The sequence below is a fragment of the uncultured Psychroserpens sp. genome, from assembly GCF_947501425.1.
Taxonomy (GTDB): Bacteria; Bacteroidota; Bacteroidia; order Flavobacteriales; family Flavobacteriaceae; genus Psychroserpens.
Window position 1 is genome coordinate 42,383 of record NZ_CANMVN010000009.1, and the last position, 22,166, is coordinate 64,548.

Genomic DNA, 22,166 nt, shown 5'->3' on the forward strand with positions numbered 1-22,166 from the left:
AAGCGGTTAAAAGAATACATGTATTGCTAGTGAGAGCAGGACACCACTTAAAATTCCGTTGACTCTCAAATTATTGTACAATATGTAATTAAGCACATAACTACTTATAGCTGTGGAGTTAATGAGATGTGCAAAAATGAGATGGTCTTCTAATTTCTGACCAGTCATCCATTCTATAAGTTGCATACTACACACACCAATAATCATACTTACAACAAGCAGAATAGTGGCTGGCTTCTGATGCTTTAGCTTGTATTCATCTGTATTCTGTGGTAAAAAATGCTCTATAAGAACAAAACGCACAAAAAACAGCATAGGAATTGGGAATAAAATGGATGCAACAATCTTAATCACATCTTTTACAGTTTTAATATCGTCGTATCCCAAAAACACTAAATAGATAAAGACAACTACCGATACTCCTGTAGTGACAATAAATGCGGTATTTAACTGTTTGATTTTCATTGTTAAAACCCTACAATAGTATTACTAGTTACTGTACGACTTGCTAATTGATTTACACAATGGTTATAGCCTTCTATGATCTCATTCTGAATCTGTCTAGAAAATATAACTATGGCACTCATAGCAATTATAAAAGCAGTCGTTTGAAAAAATCGTTTCATCGTTTTTGTTTTGTTGATTACACTACAAATGTGCGACAGTTCTCATAGATACGAAACACAAGTTTTACAAAAAACTGACGATTAAATATTTATATTCTAACTAATAAATATTATTTTTACTGAAATAAAAACTAATTAACTGACGATTAAATGACCGACTTAAATGCTATAGTGTCAACATTAACTTCGGAAGATGAGCAACGCTTCATTCATTATCTGGAGAAAAAGAACAAACGAAACGACACAAAAAACATTCAACTCTTTAAACTGTTAGCTGAAAACACATTAAGTTCAAAAGAGATGTGTCTGCATATTTATGATAGTGATAATAAGGATGCATATCACGCACTAAGGAAACGATTATACCAGTCACTTATCGATTTTATTGCCAATATTAATTTAGAGGAAGAGAACTCAGTAGACATGCAGATCATAAAATACATTCTGGCTTCCCGAACATTTCTCATTCACAAAAAACCTAAAATCGCCTATCAGATATTAGACAAAGCTGAAAATCTGGCACAGGAGCATCAGTTATTTCCCATATTAAATGAGATCTACCACACAAAGATTCAATATGCCTATCTACATCCTTCGGCAGATCTTGAAGCGCTGATCTTAAAATTCCGAAGTAACCAAAAACTACATTTTATAGAAGAGGAACTGAATTTAATATACGCCAAGATTCGACAAACGCTTAGCGATATGACCTATAAAGGAAAGGTTCTGGATTTTGAAACCATACTCAATAATACATTGAAAGAACACAGTATTGATATGTCAGAAACCTTATCGTTTAAATCCTTATACCAATTAATGACTATTGTAAGCTTGTCGGCATTTGTAACCAATGAGTATTTAAAGATCGAACCTTTTCTGATCGATACCTACCAAAACATTAAAAACCATAAAACCAAAGACAAGCAGCTGGTGTATCATATTCAGGTGGTGTATATGATTGCCAACACCTTATTCAGAAACAAAAAATTTCAGAAATCGTTAGAATATCTTGAGCAAATGAAAACGCTCATGTTTCAACAACGAAAAAAATACAACTCAACATTTAAGCTTAAATATTGTCTATTAACCGCCTTAAACCTTAATTATATTAACCAACAAGCGGATGCGATTATGTTATTAGAATCTGTGAAGCAAACCAGACACACAGATTTAGAATCGCTTTTAGACATTCATTTAAGTCTGGTTATGTTTTACATTCAGAAATCTGATTTCAAAAATGCCAAGAGCATATTCTCAAAATTTTATCACACCGACAAGTATTACATTGAAAAAGCAGGAAAAGAATGGGTAATCAAAAAAAACCTTGCCGAAATCATTCTCTTTATTGAGTTAGAGGATCTGGATTTAGTCGAGTCAAGATTATCAAGTTTTAAGCGCTCCTATTTTGAATATTTAAAACAGATCAACCAAGACCGAGTAATTACATTCATAAAATTGATTGAGTTTTATTTTAAAAACCCTGAGGAAGTGACTTCGGAAAAATTTAAAAATAAGGTAGAGCATGCTTTTGATTGGATTGACGAAAAGCAAGAAGATATTTTTGTAATGAGTTTTTATGCGTGGCTTAAAAGTAAAATGGAATCAAAACCATTATATCAAACCACATTGAAACTTGTAAAAAGAGCTCAAACTGTTAATTAGAGGTTAAAATTAATAAAACGTTTAAACCTTATTATAAAAGTCGAGTCATAACATTATCAATTAAAAACAGTAAAATATTTAATTTAAAACCCATTATGAGAACATTAATTTTAATCGCAGTTGCTTTTATTTCATTACAAGCAGTTGCACAAGAGAGAAGAAAAGGACATCCAAAAGAAGGCAACAAGGAGCGCATGGAAATGCTTAAAGATGCAACGCCTGATGAAATAGCCACTTTAAAATCAAAACAATTGACTTTAGCATTAGATCTAACAGATAAGCAACAATCTCAAGTCAAAGAAATTCTTTTAAAAGAAGCTACTGCAATGAAGGAAAAAATGAAAGAGCGTGAGAAAATGAAAGAACAAGACGATGCAAAAAAACCGTCTAAAGAAGAGCGTCTTCAAATGAGAAATGAGCGATTGGATGCACAAATAGCAATGAAGAAACAGATGAAATCCATTTTAAACGAAGACCAGTACAAAAGATGGGAGAAAATGCAAGGTAGACGTATGAAAGAAGGTAGAGGAGAAAGAAAAACGAGACTCCGCAAACAACATTAATTTTTTTGAGTTATTAGTTTTAAGCATCGATTTTAAGAGTCGATGCTTTTTTTTATCATAAAAATCATTAATTTTAAGCCTGTTGAACAATTTACTATACAAAGAACAATGAAAAAAATACTCACATTTGGCTTGTTTGCAATTGCATTACTATTTAGCACACAAGATATAACTGCTCAAAATACTTTAGAGATCAATGCTGAAGCAAACACAAAAACCAAAGAGCTAAGAAAGATCATCAAGTTTGATAAAGAAAAAATGGACGATGTCTATAAAGCTTACCAACAATACGGAATAGCCTACAAGAAAATAAGTGGCAATTTAGAAGAAAACGCTGAGCGTTTAGAGAAAATAGAGAAAACACTTGATGAAAAATTAAAAGCTGTTCTAAGTGAATATGAATATCACAACTATTTGGAGTTAGTAAGAGGACTCTGATACATTTAGATATATAAAATAAAAAGCGACTTATTAAAGTCGCTTTTTTTATGCTATAATGTCTGTGCTACTTTTTCAACAGCTCTTATGGTTTCGTCTAAATCATCATAACTTAGAGCATCTGTTATAAACCAGGTTTCAAAAGCACTTGGCGCTATATAAATCCCTTCGTTAAGCATACCATGGAAAAAAGATTTAAAGGTATCATTATTTCCTTTTGCTGCAGTTTCAAAATCAAAAACAACAGCTTCAGCAAAATGGATAGAGATCATAGACCCTTCTCTATTGATTGTATGTTTAACACCATGCTTGTTTAAAGCTTCTGCACATCCTTTGTGAAGATAAGCTGTCTTTTCAGCAAGTCGGTCAAATAATGCACTATCACTTTGAATAGCTGTAAGCATAGCTAAACCTGCAGCCATTGCCAATGGATTTCCACTTAACGTTCCTGCCTGATATACACTGCCTAATGGTGCCAAATGATTCATAATCTCGTTACGAGCTGCAAAGGCTCCAACAGGCAAACCGCCACCTATAACTTTTCCAAAACATATGATATCTGCATCGATTCCGTAGAGCTCCTGAACACCTCCTTTAGCTAATCTGAACCCAGTCATCACCTCATCAAAAATAAGTAGAATGCCCTCTTCATCACAAAGGATTCTTAATTGCTTTAAAAAATCACCTTTTGGAGGAATACATCCCATATTTCCTGCAACTGGTTCAATAATAACACAGGCTATCTCTCCTTTATTGGCTTCCACTAAAGTTTTTACATTGTCAATATCATTATAATTAGCTAACAAAGTGTCTTTAGCTGTTCCCTGAGTAACACCAGGACTATTAGGACTCCCAAAAGTAACAGCACCACTACCAGCTTGAATTAAAAAAGCATCGCTATGTCCATGGTAACATCCTGCAAATTTGATAATCTTTTCTTTTCCTGTAAAACCTCTTGCTAATCGTACTGCACTCATACAAGCCTCAGTACCAGAATTCACAAATCTAATTTTATCAATATTAGGAACCATAGAAACAGCCAACTTTGCAATTTCAGTTTCTATTTCAGTAGGCATTCCAAAAGACGTCCCCTGCTTAGCTTTCTCGATTACTGCTTTCACCACAGGCTCATAGGCATGCCCTAGGATCATAGGTCCCCAGGAATTGATATAATCGATATAGCGATTACCATCTTCATCATACACATAAGCCCCTTTAGCAGACTTTGCAAATATTGGTGTTCCGCCTACAGCTTTAAAAGCCCTTACTGGAGAATTTACACCTCCAGGAATTACCTGTTCTGCTTCTTTAAATAACGCACTACTACGTTGATACAGCATATTAATTTGATTTTATAATAAGAATTTGACCTAATGATAAGTCGTTGTTTTTAAGTCCGTTCAAACGTTTAAGTTCCTCAACAGTTGTATGATATCGTTTTGAAAGAGAATACAAAGTGTCTCCTTTTATAACCTTATGATTAATAGATGTATTTTGAATTGGTGGATGTCTGGTAACGTATTCATCACCTAAAACCATGTCATCGTATTTATAAAGTTCGTAACGCTCAATAAGACTAATTAATTTTTCAGGATACTTTCTATCAGTGGCATATCCTGCAGCTCTTAAACCTCTTGCCCATCCTTTATAATCATCGGGTTTCAGTTTAAATAATTTTGAATAACGACCACGAGAGGTTAAGAAAGCAGAATGATCTTCAAATGAGGTTGTTGCATGATCGTATTTTCTAAAACACTCCTGAGATCTATCATCATCATGATAAATCTTTTTCCCTTTCCATCCATGACATTTTATTCCGAAGTGATTATTAGCCTCTACTGATAGACGACCTTTTCCTGAGCCTGATTCTAAAATACCTTGAGCCAAAGTAATACTCGCAGGAATCTTAGATTTTCGCATTTCTTCCATCGCAATATCACTGTAGCTATTGATATAAATTTCAGTAGAATTTAAGTTAGTATTCTTTGTAGGATTGTTAGGACTGGTGGTTGTTTTTGAAGTTTTAACCACACGCTCGGTACTTTGTTTTGTCTTTCCTTTTTTAGTAACGATCTTCTTTTTAGACCCACAACTAAAAACGACTAATGTTATTAATAAAACGAAACCTGTTTTTTTCATAAATATTAAACGATTAAAGGCCTTTTTTGTTGCGTCAACTTTAGATTCATCCCTTCTACACCTTGAAATCCACCAGTATGAATTGCTAATATTTTTGAATGCTTCGGAAAATAGCCTTTCTCAATTAAATCGTAAATACCAAACATCATTTTTCCTGTATAAATAGGATCTAACGGCACATTATGCATTCGTTTAAAATCATTGATAAACGCAATTAAATCCTCATTGATTTTAGCATAACCACCAAAATGATAATCGGTAATTAACTTCCAATTTTTATTTACTGCAAATTTAGTGATTTCTTCTCTTAAAAAATCACCTTTTAACGCAGGAAAACCAAGAATTTTTTGATGAGGTAGCGCTACATTAATTAAACCCGAAATAGTGCCTCCAGTCCCTACAGCACAACATATAAAATCGAATTGCTGATCTTGTTCAGTAAGTATTTCTTCACAACCTTGTATTGCCAATTTGTTCGTACCACCTTCAGGAATAAGATAAAAATCTCCAAATTCTACTTTGAGTTGTTCTATAAAATCAGGCTCAGTTTTATTTCTGAAATGTGCTCTGGTCACAAATTTAAAGGTCATTCCACAATCTTTAGCAAAGCTCAACGTAGGATTTTCATCAATTTTTGAAACCAGCTCCTCTCCTCTAATAATTCCAATAGTACGAAATCCAAATTCTTGTCCTGAAGAAGCTACTGCAGCAATATGATTAGAGAAAGCGCCTCCAAATGTTAATAATGTGTGCTTTTTTTGCCTTTTAGCCTCAAAAAGGTTGTATTTCAACTTACGATACTTATTACCAGAAATGCAGGAATGAATTAAATAATCTGGCTTTATAAAAACTTGATTATCAATTTTTAAATTACTGTAATCGTTAATTTTTAACATGTTAACTAAATTTATAAGAAATGTTTAAAAAAATGTTAAAATCATTGATATTTTTTTTACATTGACTGACTCAAAGCCACAAATCTATATTTCGTTCTGACCAACTAAATAACGTTGCCACTATTGGTTATGGTTAAAGATGACTCAAAAATATAGATTATGATTAAAAAACTACTCTTTTTAGTAATAACTACCTGCATTTATTCTTCAGCATTGGCTCAAATGGTGATTCCTGATACCAGCGACTGCATTCAAAGCTTCTCTATTGAGGCCGAAACAGTAGCTGGAGACAACCAACGTGTTGACGATATCAAACTCTCATGGAACTTTTCAGAAGCTACCAACTCAAACAAACTTAAGTTGAGTTTTGAGGTTCAACCACTTAATGCGTGCTGGGAAGGTCTAAACGGAACTAAACGATCAGAAGTTAGAACATTCAAAATATCTGACTTTTCAGAACAACTTATAGGAAGCAAAAAACTGACTTACACTGATTTGAATTGCAAATGCATCAAATGGAAAGCAATCATAGTTGATCCTACTACTAATTGCGAAACCAAAACAGATTGGCAATTTATCAGCTTTTTGTAAATGATAATCACAAAAGAACATGCGGTATGAAAAAAATTACATTTCTATTTATATTATATTTCACAATACACCTTTCCTTTTCTCAAGGCACTAGTATATCTACTGCAGAGCAATTCTGTTCCGGCACATCCCAACTAACCTTCAACAACGTATTTGGAGGTACCAGCTCTAGTCCTCTTGGCTGTTTAGGTAGTTACCCAAATCCGAGTTATTTCTTCATGGAAATAGATCAACCTGGAGATCTCATTTTTACCATTGCTCAAGAGAATACTGCTGGCATTCCAATTGATGTCGATTTTATTGCTTGGGGACCATTTACAGATCTTGCTGATGCCAATGCTAACATCACATATACAAATTGCCCAACCTGTCCTAACAATACAACCGATCCTACATTCTATCCTTATGCACCTGACTTTATAACAGATTGTAGCTTTGATGCTTCACCAACAGAAACCATGAACATCCTCAACGCGATGCAAGGTGAGATCTATGTAGTTCTTATTACTAACTATAATGGCGCACAAGGAACTATCGACTTTCAACAAACAGGCGGTACCGGAACAACAACATGTGCTAGTGTACCTGTTTGCGGAAGTCAGTTCTTTGACAGCGGAGGATCAACTGGCCCATATTCTGGAAATGAAACAACAACAATAAATCCTTATTTTGCTGGCGGAACAGTAACCGTTGATTTCACAACCGTAAACATACCAGATGCTGGTGATATTCTCACCGTATATAACGGTCCGAATAATACGTTTCCCGTTTTAGGAACAGTTACAGCAACGGGTTCTTTTACTTCAAATACCACAGGAAATCCAACAGGAGCCATAACTTTCGAATTAATAACTGATGGAGACGCAAATGTTGGAACAGGCTGGGTAGCTGATATCACATGTACACCGCCTCCAACACCTCCAACTTGCGGTTTTACATTTTATGATAGTGGTGGAGCTGGCGGAAACTACGGCCCAAACGAATTACAAACCTATACCTTTTATCCAGATACCGCTGGAGATGTGGTTACCGCAACATTTACTGCTTTTGATTTAGAAAGCTGTTGTGATGATTTAACAGTTTATAACGGCCCTAATACAACTTACCCATCCTTAGGCACATACGCAGGAACTGGGATTCCTGGTCCGTTTACTTCTACCGATCCCTCTGGTGCATTAACCTTTGTATTTGACAGTGATAGCTCTATACAAAACAGTGGATGGGCAGCAGATCTAAGCTGTAGCACGCCTATTTGCGGATCTACATTTTATGATTCAGGAGGTTCTGGTGGAAATTATGGAGCCAATGAATCTCAAACCACAACATTTTTCCCAGATTCAGCAGGTGATCTTGTAACAGCAACATTTACGGCTTTCAATACTGAAAGTGGAAACGATGAATTAAATGTATATGATGGTCCTAATGCTACTTTCCCATTACTTGGTACATTTTCAGGAACAACCATTCCTGGACCTTTTACAGCATCTGACCCAAGTGGAGCGCTTACTTTCGTATTTACTAGTGATGGGTCTAATCAAAATAGTGGCTGGGCAGTTGATCTTACCTGTAGTTCTTCAACATTTACTTGTGGATCTATCTTTTATGATAGCGGTGGCGCTGGAGGAAATTATTCTCCTAATGAATTACAAACCACAACATTCTATCCAGACACACCAGGTGATGCCATTACAGCTACATTCACTAATTTTGATACAGAAAGCGGATGGGATGAATTGTTTGTTTATGATGGCCCTGATGCCACGTATCCATTATTAGGTATTTTTTCTGGAACTGCTCTACCTGGACCATTTACGTCATCAGATGCGACCGGAGCACTTACGTTTGTATTTGACAGTGATAGCTCTTTTCAGTATGGAGGTTGGGCAGCAAATTTAAGTTGCGCACCTTATGTGCCGCCTGCGGTATGCGGCACTACGTTTTATGATAGCGGAGGTGCTGGTGGAAATTACTCAGCTAGTGAATTTTCAACAACTACTTTAATTCCAGATGTACCAGGAACATCTGTCACTGTTACATTCACTGCTTTTGATTTAGAACCTTGTTGTGATGAGCTATTAGTATATGACGGACCAGACGCTACATACCCTTTACTAGGAACTTTTGCAGGAACAACCTTACCTGGACCATTTACATCAACTGATCCATCTGGAGCACTCACCTTTGTTTTTGACAGTGATAGCTCGATACAATACAGTGGTTGGGCAGCTGATGTGACTTGCGCAAGTAATTGTAGTTTGACAGTTACTGACACTGTATATCCAATTGGCGCAGATTCATGTAACTTAGATTATACAGAGTTAGTTGCCAACACCACAGTATCATCAACAAGAACTACCGTTTATAATGAAACATTCGATGGTGCTGCTTTTCCAGCAGGATGGGTAATCGTCAATGGTGCTGCGAGTGCAGATTGGATCATAGCCACAACCTCTGAAGCTGGAGGAGCAGCTAATGAGGCGCAGTTAGATTGGATCTCTGGTAGTCATAACTCAACCTGGAGAATCACATCTCCATCAGTAGATATAACTGGTTTTACCAATCTTGAACTCGGCTTTAGACAAAGTCTTGATCTATTTGGTAGTGGCGCTGGATTATCTGTATATGCAGAGACCTCAACAGATGGTACAACTTGGACACCGCAATACTCTGCTATTAATCCACCTAATAGTTTTGACAGCACCGAAACTATAGATATTTCAGCATTAGACGGAAATACAACACTATATATAAGGTTTAGACTTTCAGGAAATACATCTCCTTTATTTGATTGGTCAATAGATAATGTAACAATAACCGCAGATGGCATACCTATGACTCCGCAAGTAACATGGTCACCAACAACTGGGTTATATACAGACAGCGCTATGACTACAGCATATACTGGAGGATTTGCAACCACAGTTTATGCGGCTCCTAATGGTATTCAAACCTATACAGCTACTGAAAATAGCTGTACTGATACTGCAACTGTAACACACAATAAAAAGATTTGGAATGGATCCGATATTGCTGATGGTACCAACTGGTATGTAGCCAATAATTGGACGCCAGCAGGAGTCCCTAGTATTAATAGTTGTGTAGTTATTCCCGATAATGCTACTGTACCTAATAATCCAACAGCAGACAAATCTCAAGTACCTATCCCCCTACCTCCACAGCCAGCAACCGCAAGAAACTTAACTCTCGAGACTAATGCCTATCTTGAAATTGAAACCGATACAGAGTTAATCGTACAAGAATGGGTAGATGTACAAAACACAGGTATCTTTAATTTGAAAAGCAGTTCAAGTTTAATACAAATTGATGATAGTGCTGTGAATTCTGGTGAAATCCATATGCAACGATCTCCAAATTTTGACGAAAGTGCTGTAGCCGCATCTGAATATGTGTACTGGTCATCACCAGTGGCTAATTTTCAGGTCACAGATATTTCTCCTACATCTGGTCTAATGTTTTACTGGACACCTAGCGTCATAGGAAATGGAACTGGGAATCATGGTGAATGGTTCGCTGCAACAGGTACCATGAATGATGGCACAGGTTATATTGTAAGAGGTTTAGGTGGAACTCCAACCAATATACCTGCAACTGCTTATCCTGTATCGCCAAATACAGCTTTATTTAGCGGTGTTCCAAATAATGGAGTGGTTACGAAGTCTTTAACTCATGGTGGATGGAATGGTGGTACTTATGCAGGAATAGGAAACACAGCAACTAATGAGGACGATAACTGGAACCTTATCGGTAACCCGTATCCTTCAGCTATTTCGGCTAATGCTTTTACAAATTTAAATACCAACATCAATGGAACAGTATATGTATGGCCACATAATTCGACGTATTCAGCAGTAAACCTTGATCCATTCTATGAAGATTACGTTTATAATTATGACGGTAATGATTACATAGAACACAATAATACAGGCTCAAACCCTCCAGGAACGAGTGATCTATTTATCGGATCTGGACAAGCGTTCTTTGTTCTCATGAATCATACTGCCACATCTGGTTCTAACGTTACTTTTAACAATAGTATGAGGCAAGTTTTACCAGCATATAATAACAATACGTTTTTCAGGACTAATGGCAATGAAGATAGTAACAACACCATTGAGCGTCATAGAATATGGCTAGACCTGTTATCGCCAAACAACGTAACCAATACCATATTGGTTGGTTATATAGATAATGCAACTAATACATTTGATCGTTTGTACGATGGTTACGACTTTAGCAGTGGAGACTCTAGTGGTTTTTATTCAGTATTGGATGATGATAACTTATCTATTCAAGGACGTGCTTTACCATTCCTTCAAGAAGATACTGTTCCGCTGGGAGTAATTGCTAACGAAACTGGAAGTCATACGATAGCGATCAATACTATAGATGGTTTATTCCTTAATGAAGAACAAAATATCTACATTGAAGATACTGAGCTGGATATCATCCATGATATTCGAAATGCACCTTACACCTTCAGCATCACTCAAGGTATTCATAATAATAGATTTATTTTACGTTATACGAACGAAACGCTTAGTGTTAATCCAGTAGAGGATAATAATGGTATATCTATTGCGGCACCGCAAAGCGAATATATTAAGGTGACTTCTGAAATAGGAGTCATTAAGACTGTGGATGTATATGACATCGTTGGTCGACTCATATTTAAGTCGGATGACATTAATGAATCTAACTTTATTCTGAACAAGATAAGATTATCAGCAGGCTCATACATTGTTACAGCAACGTTGATTAACGGAAATCAAAAAACTCAAAAAGTCGTAATTAAACAATAAACTAGAGATACTTTATAAAACTGAAAAAAGGCCTTGATTTTATATAATCGAGGTCTTTTTCATTCAAATAAGCCTCCTTTTCAAATGAAATGTTTTCATAAGCACACCTCCAGTTTTTGAATTTAATAAGTCGGATCAAAAACTCAATGCTGTAAAATAAATAAAACGGAATGACTAACAATTCTATTTGTTGTCTTAAGTGAATTCGCTCATGATTGACTAAAAAAGCATTAGTTTTCAAGTAATAATATTTCAGAAATATAAAAGGAAAAATAGTGATACCAACGTATCCTCTGGGTACAATATATTTTGAAATTAAAACCATGATAATCAACAATCAAAAATCTTTCCAATTTACATTATCTTTGTAACATGAAGAAGATAATTCCACTAGAGGAAGGAGATTATTACCTAACACCAGAAGGCTATCGCTGTTTTACTGAACAATATCTTTTAAAAAGAGGATACTGTTGCGAAAGTGGCTGCAGACATTGCCCATATGGATTTGATAAAAATACTTTAAAAAAAAAGTAATGCAAGCAACAACACTATCATTCCAAGACCAAATAAAAGAAGGGATTCCAAAGGTACTTCCAGAACCTAAACCTTACGACCCTTCAATAAATCATGCACCTAAACGAAAAGCTATTTTGTCTCCTGAAGAAGAGACGTTAGCATTAAAAAATGCATTGAGATATTTTGATGCATCTCAACATGAATTACTCTTACCTGAATTTAAAAAAGAATTAAAAACCTATGGTCGTATTTACATGTACCGTTTGCGACCAGACTATAAAATATACGCAAGACCAATTGAGGATTATCCTGCCAAATCTAAACAAGCAGCTGCCATCATGCTGATGATTCAAAATAATTTAGATCATGCAGTAGCACAGCATCCACATGAGTTAATTACTTATGGAGGTAATGGTGGTGTATTCTCAAATTGGGCACAATATAGGTTGACCATGAAATACCTATCGGAAATGACCGATGAACAAACTTTAGTGATGTATTCAGGTCATCCAATGGGCTTATTCCCTAGTCATAAAGAAGCACCTCGCGTAGTAGTTACTAACGGTATGATGATTCCTAATTATTCAAAACCCGATGATTGGGAAAAATTCAATGCCTTAGGTGTCACACAATACGGACAAATGACAGCGGGAAGCTACATGTATATAGGTCCTCAGGGCATAGTCCATGGCACCACTATTACTGTATTAAATGGATTTAGAAAAATAAACAAATCACCTCAAGGTCATCTATTCCTGACCTCTGGTCTAGGTGGAATGTCGGGAGCACAACCAAAAGCAGGAAACATAGCCGGATGTATTACTGTTTGCGCTGAAGTAAATCCAAAAATTACTCAGGTTCGATTAGATCAGGGCTGGATTGATGAGAAAATCACTGATTTAGATAAATTGGTAGCTCGTGTTAACAGAGCAAAAACTAATAATGAAACGGTATCAATTGCTTATTTAGGGAACATTGTCGAGGTATGGGAAAAATTCGATCAGGAAAACCTACACGTAGATCTGGGAAGTGATCAAACATCATTACACAATCCTTGGGCTGGAGGTTATTATCCGATTGGTTTATCCTTTGATGAGTCCAATGAGATGATGGCAAAAAACCCTGAATTATTTAAAGAAAAAGTTCAGGAGAGTTTACGTAGACATGCAAACGCTATAAATAAACACACTGCTAAAGGCACTTACTTTTTTGACTACGGAAATGCTTTTTTATTAGAAGCTTCTAGGGCTGGTGCTGATATTATGGCCAAAAATGGCATCGACTTCAGATACCCTTCTTATGTACAAGATATTATGGGACCTATGTGTTTTGATTATGGATTTGGCCCATTCAGATGGGTTTGTGCTTCAGGTTCTCCAGAGGATCTAGCCAAAACCGATACTATTGCTTGTGAGGTTTTAGAGCAAATTAAAAAGAAATCTCCTGAAGAAATTCAACAGCAAATGGCTGATAATATTCAATGGATCAAAGGTGCTCAGGAAAATAAACTGGTTGTTGGATCCCAAGCTCGAATTCTGTATGCCGATGCTGAAGGTCGTATGAAAATAGCCGAAGCATTTAATACTGCAATTTCCGAAGGAAAAATAGGACCCATTATTTTAGGTCGTGACCATCACGATGTCTCAGGAACCGACTCGCCTTACAGAGAAACTAGTAACATTTATGATGGCTCAAGATTTACAGCAGATATGGCTATACACAACGTTATTGGTGATAGTTTTAGAGGCGCTACATGGGTTAGCATCCACAATGGTGGCGGTGTTGGATGGGGAGAAGTGATAAACGGAGGTTTTGGTATGGTTCTTGATGGTAGTAAGGAAGCAGAACGACGCTTAAAATCAATGCTTTTCTGGGATGTTAATAATGGAATTGCAAGGCGAAGTTGGGCAAGAAATGAAGGTGCTGTATTTGCTATTAAACGCGCTATGGAAATAGAACCAAATTTAAAAGTTACTATTCCAAATGAAGTAAATGAAGACTTATTAAACTCGTTATAACCATAAAAAATTAATGATATGAAAAGACTACTCAAATTTTTGCCGATTGTTTTACTAGCAATGGCTATTACATCTTGTAGCTCAGTAAGAGTTGCTGCAGATTATGATAAAAATGCTGAATTTGACAATTATAAAACTTTTGCCTTCTTTAAAACTGGAATCGACAAAGCTGAAATTAGTGATCTAGATAAAAGAAGAATTCTTAGAGCTATTGAAAGAGAATTAATGGCGCAAGGCTATACAAAATCTGAAAATCCAGACTTATTGGTAAGCATATTTACAAAATCCACTCAACGTGTCAACGTTTACAACAATGCCTGGGGCTGGGGTAACTGGGGCTGGGGAGGCTGGGGAGGCTTCGGACCTGGATGGGGATGGGGCTGGAATCAACCTTCAGTATCAACACGAACAGAGGGTGTTCTCTACGTAGATCTCATTGATGCTAACAAAAAAGAACTGGTATGGCAAGGTATGGGAACCGGACTTTTAACACAAAAGAGTGTTGAAAAGAAAGAAGAAAAAATTAATGAGTTTGTGACTAAAATAATGGAAAAGTACCCTCCACAATTAGCGCAATAACATAAATATAATATCTCATTTTAAAAGCACTGGCATTGTATATGTTGGTGCTTTTTTTGGTATCTGCACGTACTACATTTCATCCTTCATTACTAAAACCCTATATTTGCCGACTTTTAAAGGCGACAAGTATGATATTAGGTCAAACAACTAGAAAAAACTTTACTCAAAATCCAAAAAATGATATCCTTTCGGGTCTCACAGTAGCATTAGCTCTGGTTCCCGAAGCTGTAGCATTTGCATTTGTGGCTGGTATTCCTCCATTAGTTGGCCTTTATGGTGCTTTCATGATGGGAATCATTACCGCCCTCTTTGGTGGTAGACCTGGCATGATCTCAGGAGCAACAGGAGCTATGGCTGTAGTCATGGTACACCTTATCCAAAAAGGTAATGATGTTGGTGCAAATTTAGATGCTCCAATTGAACAGCTCGGACTACAATGGCTGTTTATTACCTTACTGTTTGTTGGCGGTATACAAATCCTCGCAGGAGTTTTTAAACTAGGCAAATTTGTTAGATTAATTCCTCATCCTGTAATGATGGGTTTTGTTAATGGTCTAGCTATTGTCATATTTATTTCTCAGTTAGGCATGTTCCCAAATGCTGTTCCTACAGATATTTCTTTTACAGATAACACGTCTGAATGGTTTTCAGCATTATTCTCTAATGGTACATTTTGGAAAATGATGGCCTTTATTGGTCTAACTATGGGTATAATGTTTGGTCTTCCTAAACTCACAAAAAAAGTTCCGGCAGCTCTGGTAGCTATCATAGTGGTTGCCTGTATCACGATCTTTGGTGGTGTCGAAATGAGTACTGTAGGCACTTTCATTGTTGAAAAAGGCGGAGAAGGATTACAAGGAAGCTTACCTACATTTCAAGATCAGATCTTCGGGTTATTTGGTACACTTGACGGTCACTTTTTGAGTACGATATTACCAACAGCCTTTGTACTTGCTGCTATTGGTTTAATTGAATCTTTAATGACTCTTAATTTAATTGATGAAATTACTGAAACCAGAGGAAATGGAAATCGTGAATGTATTGCGCAAGGTGGTGCTAACATGTTGAACGGACTCTTTGGAGGAATGGGTGGATGTGCTATGATTGGACAATCAATCATTAATGTAGACTCTGGTGGACGCGGACGACTTTCAGGAGCCGTTGCAGCTGTCGCACTACTCTGTTTCATTTTATTTGGAGCACCTCTAATTGAGCAAATTCCTATTGCTGCTTTAGTTGGTGTAATGTTTATGGTTGTTATCGGAACTTTTGCATGGAGTAGTTTTAGAATCATTAGAAAAATTCCTTTATCTGATGCTATTGTATTAATTGCAGTATCTGCAATAACAGTTTGGAAAGATCTTGCTGTAGCTGTTATCGCTGGTGTGATCATTTCGGCTTTGGTGTTTGCATGGAAAAACGCAACCATGATTAGAGCTCGTAAGCGCATACAAGCCGATGGCACAAAAACTTACGAAATTTGGGGTCCATTATTTTTTGGATCTATACAGAATTTTAATGCCAAATTTGATGTGAAAAATGATCCTGAACGCGTTGAGATTGATTTTGTTGAATCTCGAGTAAGTGATCACTCTGCATTAGAAGCTATATTTAATTTGGTAAACAAATATGAAGCTGAAGGCAAAACAATTACACTTAAACATTTAAGTGAAGATTGTAAAATACTTCTTCGAAAGGCTAATCCAAAATTTGAGGAAGTTATTGTCGAAGACATTGATGATCCTCGCTATCATTTAGCCGCAGATCCTGAAAAATTCACCAAACCACTTTCTGAATACAACATATAAAAAAAGCGACCTCAGGGTCGCTTTTTTTATGTATGATGGTAACATATTACTGTTTTCCTGAAAGTTTTTTCATGTATAATTCATATTGCTCTTTAGACAATACCTGCTGAAGTTTTTGATTGACATAATCTTGTAACTTCGTTTGCTTGGCTTTACGTTCTGCAGCATCCTCAATAGCCTCTATCCCTTTCATCTTTTTGTCTACAGCAAGAAAAATATCATATACTTTATTTTTTTGTGTGGCATCTAATTTAGCACCTCTTTCCAGTGCATTTATAACTTTCTGAGCATTCTTCTTAACAGAATCATCAGCATTTTTTATAGTCGTTTTTTGTTGCTCGATTGTACTTTGAGCAAAAGACAATTGACTTCCTGCAAACATAAAACAGGCAAAGCACAATATGGATAATAGTTTCTTCATGATATTAGTTAAATAGATTAAAGTTTCAATATACGAAATTAGGATAAGTATTTTAAAATTTATCGTTTTTAATATGCTAATAACCGTTCTATCTTATCTTTAACTTTTTCCGTAGAAGGAATCATAGTTTGCTCTAAAGTAGAGTTTAAAGGAATAGCAGGCATATTTTCACTACCAATGGTCATTACAGGTGCATCCAAATATTTAAAACACTCTTCCTGAATTTTTCCAGCTAAGGCTCTTGCAAAACTATTATTTGATGGCTCTTCAGTAACCACGAGACACTTTCCTGTTTTCTTTACTGAAGCCATTATCGTAGCTTCATCGAGAGGATACAAAGTACGCAAATCGATAATTTCAATTTGATCCCTCATGTCTAATTCTCCAGATGCATTATAAGCCCAGTGCACTCCCATTCCATAGGTAACCACAGTACAAGTCTCTACCTCTTCCTGCTTCCAGATTTCCTGAAGCACCCAAGCTTTACCAAATGGCAAGACGTAATCTTCATCAGGTTCAACTGAGGTTGCAGTAAGGGTTCCTGGTACTTTGGACCAATACAACCCTTTGTGCTCTAGTATCACTACTGGATTAGGATCGTAATATGCCGCTTTCATCAAGCCTTTGAGATCAGCTCCATTACTAGGATACGCTATTTTAATGCCTCTAATATTTGTGATCACACTTTCTACGGAAGACGAATGGTAAGGACCACCACTTCCATAGGCACCAATTGGCACACGAAGAATCATACTTACAGGCCATTTTCCGTTCGATAAATAACAACTCCTACTCACCTCTGTAAATAATTGATTAAGTCCAGGCCAGATATAATCAGCAAACTGAACTTCAACAATCGGTTTTAATCCAACTGCACTCATACCCACTGTGGAGCCAACAATAAATGCTTCTTGAATTGGCGTATTAAAGACACGGTCGTCTCCAAATTTTTGTGCTAAAGTTGCAGCTTCTCTAAACACACCTCCAAGTCGGCCACCAACATCTTGTCCGTAAAGCAGGCATTCTTTATGTTGTTTCATGAGCTCCTCAACGGCAAATAAGGCACAATCTACCATGACCACTTTATCAGCACCTTCAGGTGAACGCACACCTTGTTCTTCGGAAATTGGCGTTGGCACAAAATCGTGAGTAAATAAATCTTCAGGCTCAGGATCTTCTGCTTTCAATGCCTTTTCAAAATCAGACTGAACCTTCGTTTTTACCGAATTCTCTATTGCTTCAATATCTTGAATAGAAAATCCATTATCTAATAATTGTTGTTTTAATACAGGATAGGGATCTCTAGATCTTGCTTCCTCGAGATCATCACGATACCATTCCATGCGTACACCTGAAGTATGATGATTTAACAAGGGCACTTTGGCATGCACTAAGAAGGGACGACGTTCGCTTCGGATAGTCTCAATTACGTTTTCAATGGCTTCATAACTTTCAATAAAATTAGCACCATCAATTGAAATGGCATCCAAACCATGAAATCCTTGGGCGTATTCATAAGCATTTTGCGCTCTGGTTTCTTCGGCATTAGCAGAAATATCCCAACCATTATCTTGAACCAGATATAGTATTGGCATTTGTTTTAAAGCAGCCATTTGAAAGGCTTCGGCAATTTCACCTTCGGTTACTGAGGCATCACCTAATGAACACACCACCAGTGGTGCATCTTTTAATGCTTTATCATCTAATCCTTGGAGTTCCTTGTATTGCATTCCCATGGCTACTCCAGTTGCCGGAATAGCCTGCATACCTGTTGCTGAAGATTGATGTGGAATTTTAGGCTTATCATCATCTTTTAAACTTGGATGTGAATAATACGTACGCCCTCCGGAAAACGGATCATCTTTTTTAGCTAACAATTGTAGCATCAAGTCATAAGGTTGTAATCCAAATGACAATAACATTGCATCGTCTCTATAATATGGAAATGCATAATCCTGAGGCAATAACTGCATTCCTAATGCTGTCTGAATTGCTTCATGACCTCTGGAAGTGGCATGCACATATTTAGACACTTGTTTAAAATTAGCTTCGTATAATTCTGCCATGGCTTTGGCGGTACAAAGATTTGAAAATCCTTTTTTTAATATGTCTTTATTCATTTTTATTTTATTTGTCATTCAGAGCGATAGCAAAGAATCTCAATGAGATTGCCACGTCCTTCGTCCTCGCAATGACAATTCAACTATATTTTTCTATTGACATCAAATTTCTCAAAGTAATCAGCAACGCGACGTACAAAACTTCCACCTAAAAATCCATCTACAACACGATGATCAAAAGACAAGGACAAATACATCATACTTCTGATGGCTATTTCATCGCCTTTTTCAGTTGTAATCACTTCAGGTCGCTTCTTTATAATTCCTAAGGCAAGAATAGCCACTTCAGGTTGATTGATTATGGGTGTACCCATAACACTTCCGAAGGTACCAACGTTAGAAATAGTAAATGTACTTCCCTGAATGTCATCGGCTTTTAAATTATTTTCTCTTGCTTTTCCTGACAATTCATTTACATTAGCCGCTAAGGCTTTCAAATCCTTAGTGTCGGCACTCTTAACTACAGGCACAATCAAATTTCCGCTTGGCAATGCTGTTGCCATTCCAATATTGATATCGTCTTTAACAATGATTTTAGAGCCATCTACAGAAGCATTTATATTTGGAAAATCTTTAACAGCTTTAGCCACAGCTTCAACAAATAATGGTGTGAATGTCAGGCGTTCTCCATACTTCTCTTGAAAAGCTACTTTATTAGCATTTCTCCAATTGACCATGTTTGTAAGATCGGCTTCAACATAGGCAGTAACGTGTGGTGAGGTATGTTTGGAGTACACCATATGATCTGCAATCATCTGACGCATTCTATCCATTTCAATAACTTTGCCTTTTCCTTTATCAAATGTGAGTTGCGGAATTCTATAAGCTGTTGGGTCTTGTTGAACTGTTGGCTGTGCAAACTTATATGGACGACCATCATCTATGTATTGAAATACATCACTTTTGCGCAAACGTCCTTCATGACCTGTAGCTGGAATTCTGGCTAATTCTTCAAAACTAATGTGATGCGCTTTAGCAATTTTAATAACTAAAGGCGAAAAGAATGTATTACTATTAGACACTGAAAATGATGTCGGTTGAGACATCTCGACTACGCTCGATGTGATAGCTCTCTTCTTTTTTGGCTTTTTCGTTTTCTTTTCTTCAGGCTTTTTTTCTACTTTTTTAATCGCTTTTTTTGAAGCTGAGACCTCTCCATCAACTTTAATGATAGCAATAGGCTCACCTATTTTGATCACTGCGTTTGCTTCGAATAAAATCTCTTCAATAATTCCAGAGACATTTGAAGGCACTTCTGAATCAACCTTATCTGTAGCTACTTCTAAAAGCATTTCATCTTCCTCAATGGTATCGCCAACATTTTTAAACCATGTTATAATGGCTGCTTCCGTAATACTTTCGCCCAATTTGGGCATTTTAAATTCTACTTTTGACATCTTTATTTTTCATTGTTATATTCCTCGACTGTACTTGCGCTAAAGCTTCAGCGACATGTGTGCGCTCGGAATGACAATCTTTTATTTTATTTTTTTCGCGTTAGCGATTGAACGGCATGTTTGAGCTCCTCAAAGAGAGCGAGTAGTGAAAGCGCGACCCTTGTGGTAACGCCTAACTACTTTTTCATAAAATCACGAAGTGTCTTATACACATCTTCTTGTATTTTCATATGTTTTGGAACCTCTCTCAAAGGCTCTACTTCTTTTAAACTCTCATGGCAATCGGATGGTAATTGTTGATACAATTGTGTTCCTTTTGTTTTCCAGGCAATCATATCATCACTGACCTCTTTAATCACTTTTGCTGGATTTCCAACAACTAAGCTTCGTTTGGGAATAATGGTCTCTGCTTTCACGAATGCCATAGCACCAATGATAGATTCGTCTCCTATTTCGGCATCATCCATGATTACTGTATTCATTCCAATCAAACAATTTCTTCCCAAATTAGCACCATGAATAATGGCGCCATGCCCGACATGCGCACTCTCCTTCAAGGTAATTGATTTTCCCGGGAACATATGCACTGTACAATTCTCCTGAACGTTAACCCCATCTTCTAAAATGATTTGTCCCCAATCTCCTCGTATCGCAGCTCCAGGACCTATGTAACAGTTTTTACCAATAATGACATTTCCGGTAACGGCAGCCAAAGGATGCACGAAACTACTCTCGTGAACTACTGGTGTATAACCTTTGAAACTGTAAATCATTTCACTTAAACCCTTTTAGTTTTTCTTTGGTAAAATCACTCAATACAAGGCGTCCGCTTGTTTGAGCACGTTCAGCAAGAAGTTCATCCCAATCATCAGTACCTTTCCAGAATACTTTTTTCATTTCCATCATAGCTTCAGTATTATAAGTGCATAAATGCTCTGCAGTGGTTTTTACCGCCTCGTCAAGTTCTTCTGTAGACTCATACACATGAGTGTATAATCCTTTTTGTTTGGCCCACTCTGCTGGATAGAATGAATTGGCATCTATTGCAATTTGTGACATTGCACTGAGTCCCATTTTGCGCTCTATGGTTGGACCGACAACAAATGGTCCTATCCCAATATTCAATTCACTTAACTTAATTGCTGCAAATTTGGTACCCATACAGTAATCGGTTGAAGCTGCTAATCCAACACCTCCTCCAACTGTTTTTCCTTGTATACGTCCGATGATAAATTTTGGACATTTACGCATGGCATTGATGACATTAGCAAATCCTGAGAAGAAGATTTTTCCTGTGGCTGCATCATTAATATTAATCAATTCTTTAAAGCTGGCACCTGCACAAAACGTGCGATCTCCTCCGCTTTTAAGCACAATGACTTTGATAGCATCATTTTTACCAGCATCAGTAATGGTCTGAGCTAATTTTGCTAAAATATCTCCTGGTAAAGAATTATGTGCAGGATGAAAAAATTCGATATATCCTACTTCGTTCTCTATAGTTTGTTTTACGTATGGGTCGCTCATATTTTTATTTTATCTATTTAAGAGACCTCTCGACTGCGCTCG

General features: G+C 36.6%; 19 protein-coding genes. 9 read left to right on the forward strand and 10 right to left on the reverse strand.

What is annotated here, in order from left to right; genetic code table 11:
- Positions 1-6: 6 nt before the first annotated feature.
- Together Q0951_RS14180 and Q0951_RS14185 are read right to left on the reverse strand one after the other, a co-directional pair.
- Positions 7-465: a hypothetical protein gene (locus Q0951_RS14180; protein WP_299338117.1), complete on the reverse strand. Its 459-nt coding sequence runs from the start codon at positions 463-465 to the stop codon at positions 7-9.
- A gap of 2 nt (positions 466-467) precedes the next feature.
- Positions 468-626: a hypothetical protein gene (locus Q0951_RS14185; protein ID WP_299338120.1), complete on the reverse strand. Its 159-nt coding sequence runs from the start codon at positions 624-626 to the stop codon at positions 468-470.
- 150 nt (positions 627-776) lie between these two features.
- Here Q0951_RS14185 and Q0951_RS14190 point away from each other — a divergent pair, with 150 nt between their 5' ends.
- The 3 genes from Q0951_RS14190 to Q0951_RS14200 all read left to right on the forward strand — a co-directional run bounded on the left by Q0951_RS14190 (position 777) and on the right by Q0951_RS14200 (position 3,289).
- Positions 777-2,288: a hypothetical protein gene (locus tag Q0951_RS14190; RefSeq protein WP_299338123.1), complete on the forward strand. Its 1,512-nt coding sequence runs from the start codon at positions 777-779 to the stop codon at positions 2,286-2,288.
- Positions 2,289-2,383: 95 nt separating this feature from the next.
- Positions 2,384-2,851 carry a hypothetical protein gene (locus Q0951_RS14195; protein WP_299338125.1) on the forward strand — a complete coding sequence of 156 codons (468 nt, stop codon included), beginning with the start codon at positions 2,384-2,386 and terminating at the stop codon, positions 2,849-2,851.
- A 108-nt stretch (positions 2,852-2,959) separates the two neighbouring features.
- Positions 2,960-3,289: a hypothetical protein gene (locus Q0951_RS14200; RefSeq protein ID WP_299338128.1), complete on the forward strand. Its 330-nt coding sequence runs from the start codon at positions 2,960-2,962 to the stop codon at positions 3,287-3,289.
- A 53-nt stretch (positions 3,290-3,342) separates the two neighbouring features.
- Here the strand turns inward: Q0951_RS14200 and hemL are convergent, their stop codons facing one another.
- From hemL to Q0951_RS14215, 3 genes are read right to left on the reverse strand one after another with little or no spacing between them, the layout of a single operon-like run.
- Positions 3,343-4,629, reverse strand: coding sequence for a glutamate-1-semialdehyde 2,1-aminomutase (gene hemL / locus Q0951_RS14205; RefSeq protein ID WP_299338130.1), 1,287 nt, complete (start codon positions 4,627-4,629; stop codon positions 3,343-3,345).
- Between the two features lies 1 nt (position 4,630).
- A complete protein-coding gene (locus tag Q0951_RS14210; RefSeq protein ID WP_299338133.1) occupies positions 4,631-5,428 on the reverse strand; it encodes a glucosaminidase domain-containing protein in 798 nt (265 codons plus the stop codon).
- Positions 5,429-5,433: 5 nt separating this feature from the next.
- Positions 5,434-6,324 carry a 1-aminocyclopropane-1-carboxylate deaminase/D-cysteine desulfhydrase gene (locus tag Q0951_RS14215; protein ID WP_299338136.1) on the reverse strand — a complete coding sequence of 297 codons (891 nt, stop codon included), beginning with the start codon at positions 6,322-6,324 and terminating at the stop codon, positions 5,434-5,436.
- Positions 6,325-6,483: 159 nt separating this feature from the next.
- Here Q0951_RS14215 and Q0951_RS14220 point away from each other — a divergent pair, with 159 nt between their 5' ends.
- From Q0951_RS14220 to Q0951_RS14250, 6 genes are all read left to right on the forward strand, one after another.
- On the forward strand, positions 6,484-6,915 hold the full coding sequence (locus Q0951_RS14220; RefSeq protein WP_299338139.1) for a hypothetical protein: 432 nt from the start codon (positions 6,484-6,486) through the stop codon (positions 6,913-6,915).
- Between the two features lie 26 nt (positions 6,916-6,941).
- Positions 6,942-11,735, forward strand: a complete 4,794-nt coding sequence (locus Q0951_RS14225; RefSeq protein WP_299338141.1) for a CUB domain-containing protein — start codon at positions 6,942-6,944, stop codon at positions 11,733-11,735.
- A 372-nt stretch (positions 11,736-12,107) separates the two neighbouring features.
- Entirely contained in the window at positions 12,108-12,269 is a 162-nt protein-coding gene (locus Q0951_RS14235; RefSeq protein ID WP_161791994.1) for a DUF5522 domain-containing protein, read from the forward strand.
- On the forward strand, positions 12,269-14,269 hold the full coding sequence (locus Q0951_RS14240) for a urocanate hydratase (protein WP_299338148.1): 2,001 nt from the start codon (positions 12,269-12,271) through the stop codon (positions 14,267-14,269). The genes Q0951_RS14235 and Q0951_RS14240 overlap by 1 nt, the downstream gene beginning before the upstream one ends.
- An 18-nt stretch (positions 14,270-14,287) precedes the next feature.
- Entirely contained in the window at positions 14,288-14,848 is a 561-nt protein-coding gene (locus tag Q0951_RS14245; protein ID WP_299338151.1) for a DUF4136 domain-containing protein, read from the forward strand.
- Between the two features lie 131 nt (positions 14,849-14,979).
- Positions 14,980-16,659, forward strand: coding sequence for a SulP family inorganic anion transporter (locus Q0951_RS14250; RefSeq protein WP_299338154.1), 1,680 nt, complete (start codon positions 14,980-14,982; stop codon positions 16,657-16,659).
- Positions 16,660-16,705: 46 nt separating this feature from the next.
- On the opposite strand, the gene Q0951_RS14255 is transcribed toward Q0951_RS14250, so the two are convergent.
- The 5 genes from Q0951_RS14255 to Q0951_RS14275 form a co-directional block, all read right to left on the reverse strand.
- Positions 16,706-17,080: a hypothetical protein gene (locus Q0951_RS14255; RefSeq protein WP_299338157.1), complete on the reverse strand. Its 375-nt coding sequence runs from the start codon at positions 17,078-17,080 to the stop codon at positions 16,706-16,708.
- A gap of 68 nt (positions 17,081-17,148) precedes the next feature.
- On the reverse strand, positions 17,149-19,200 hold the full coding sequence (locus tag Q0951_RS14260; RefSeq protein ID WP_299338160.1) for a thiamine pyrophosphate-dependent enzyme: 2,052 nt from the start codon (positions 19,198-19,200) through the stop codon (positions 17,149-17,151).
- Positions 19,201-19,283: 83 nt separating this feature from the next.
- Positions 19,284-20,597 (reverse strand): dihydrolipoamide acetyltransferase family protein, encoded by a 1,314-nt coding sequence (locus Q0951_RS14265; RefSeq protein ID WP_299338162.1) that lies wholly within the window; start codon positions 20,595-20,597, stop codon positions 19,284-19,286.
- 176 nt (positions 20,598-20,773) lie between these two features.
- The gene (locus Q0951_RS14270; protein WP_299338165.1) at positions 20,774-21,370 is read right to left on the reverse strand and encodes a transferase hexapeptide repeat family protein; all 597 of its coding nucleotides are present in this window, start codon (positions 21,368-21,370) and stop codon (positions 20,774-20,776) included.
- Between the two features lies 1 nt (position 21,371).
- Positions 21,372-22,124: an enoyl-CoA hydratase/isomerase family protein gene (locus tag Q0951_RS14275; RefSeq protein WP_299338168.1), complete on the reverse strand. Its 753-nt coding sequence runs from the start codon at positions 22,122-22,124 to the stop codon at positions 21,372-21,374.
- Between the last annotated feature and the right edge of the window lie 42 nt (positions 22,125-22,166).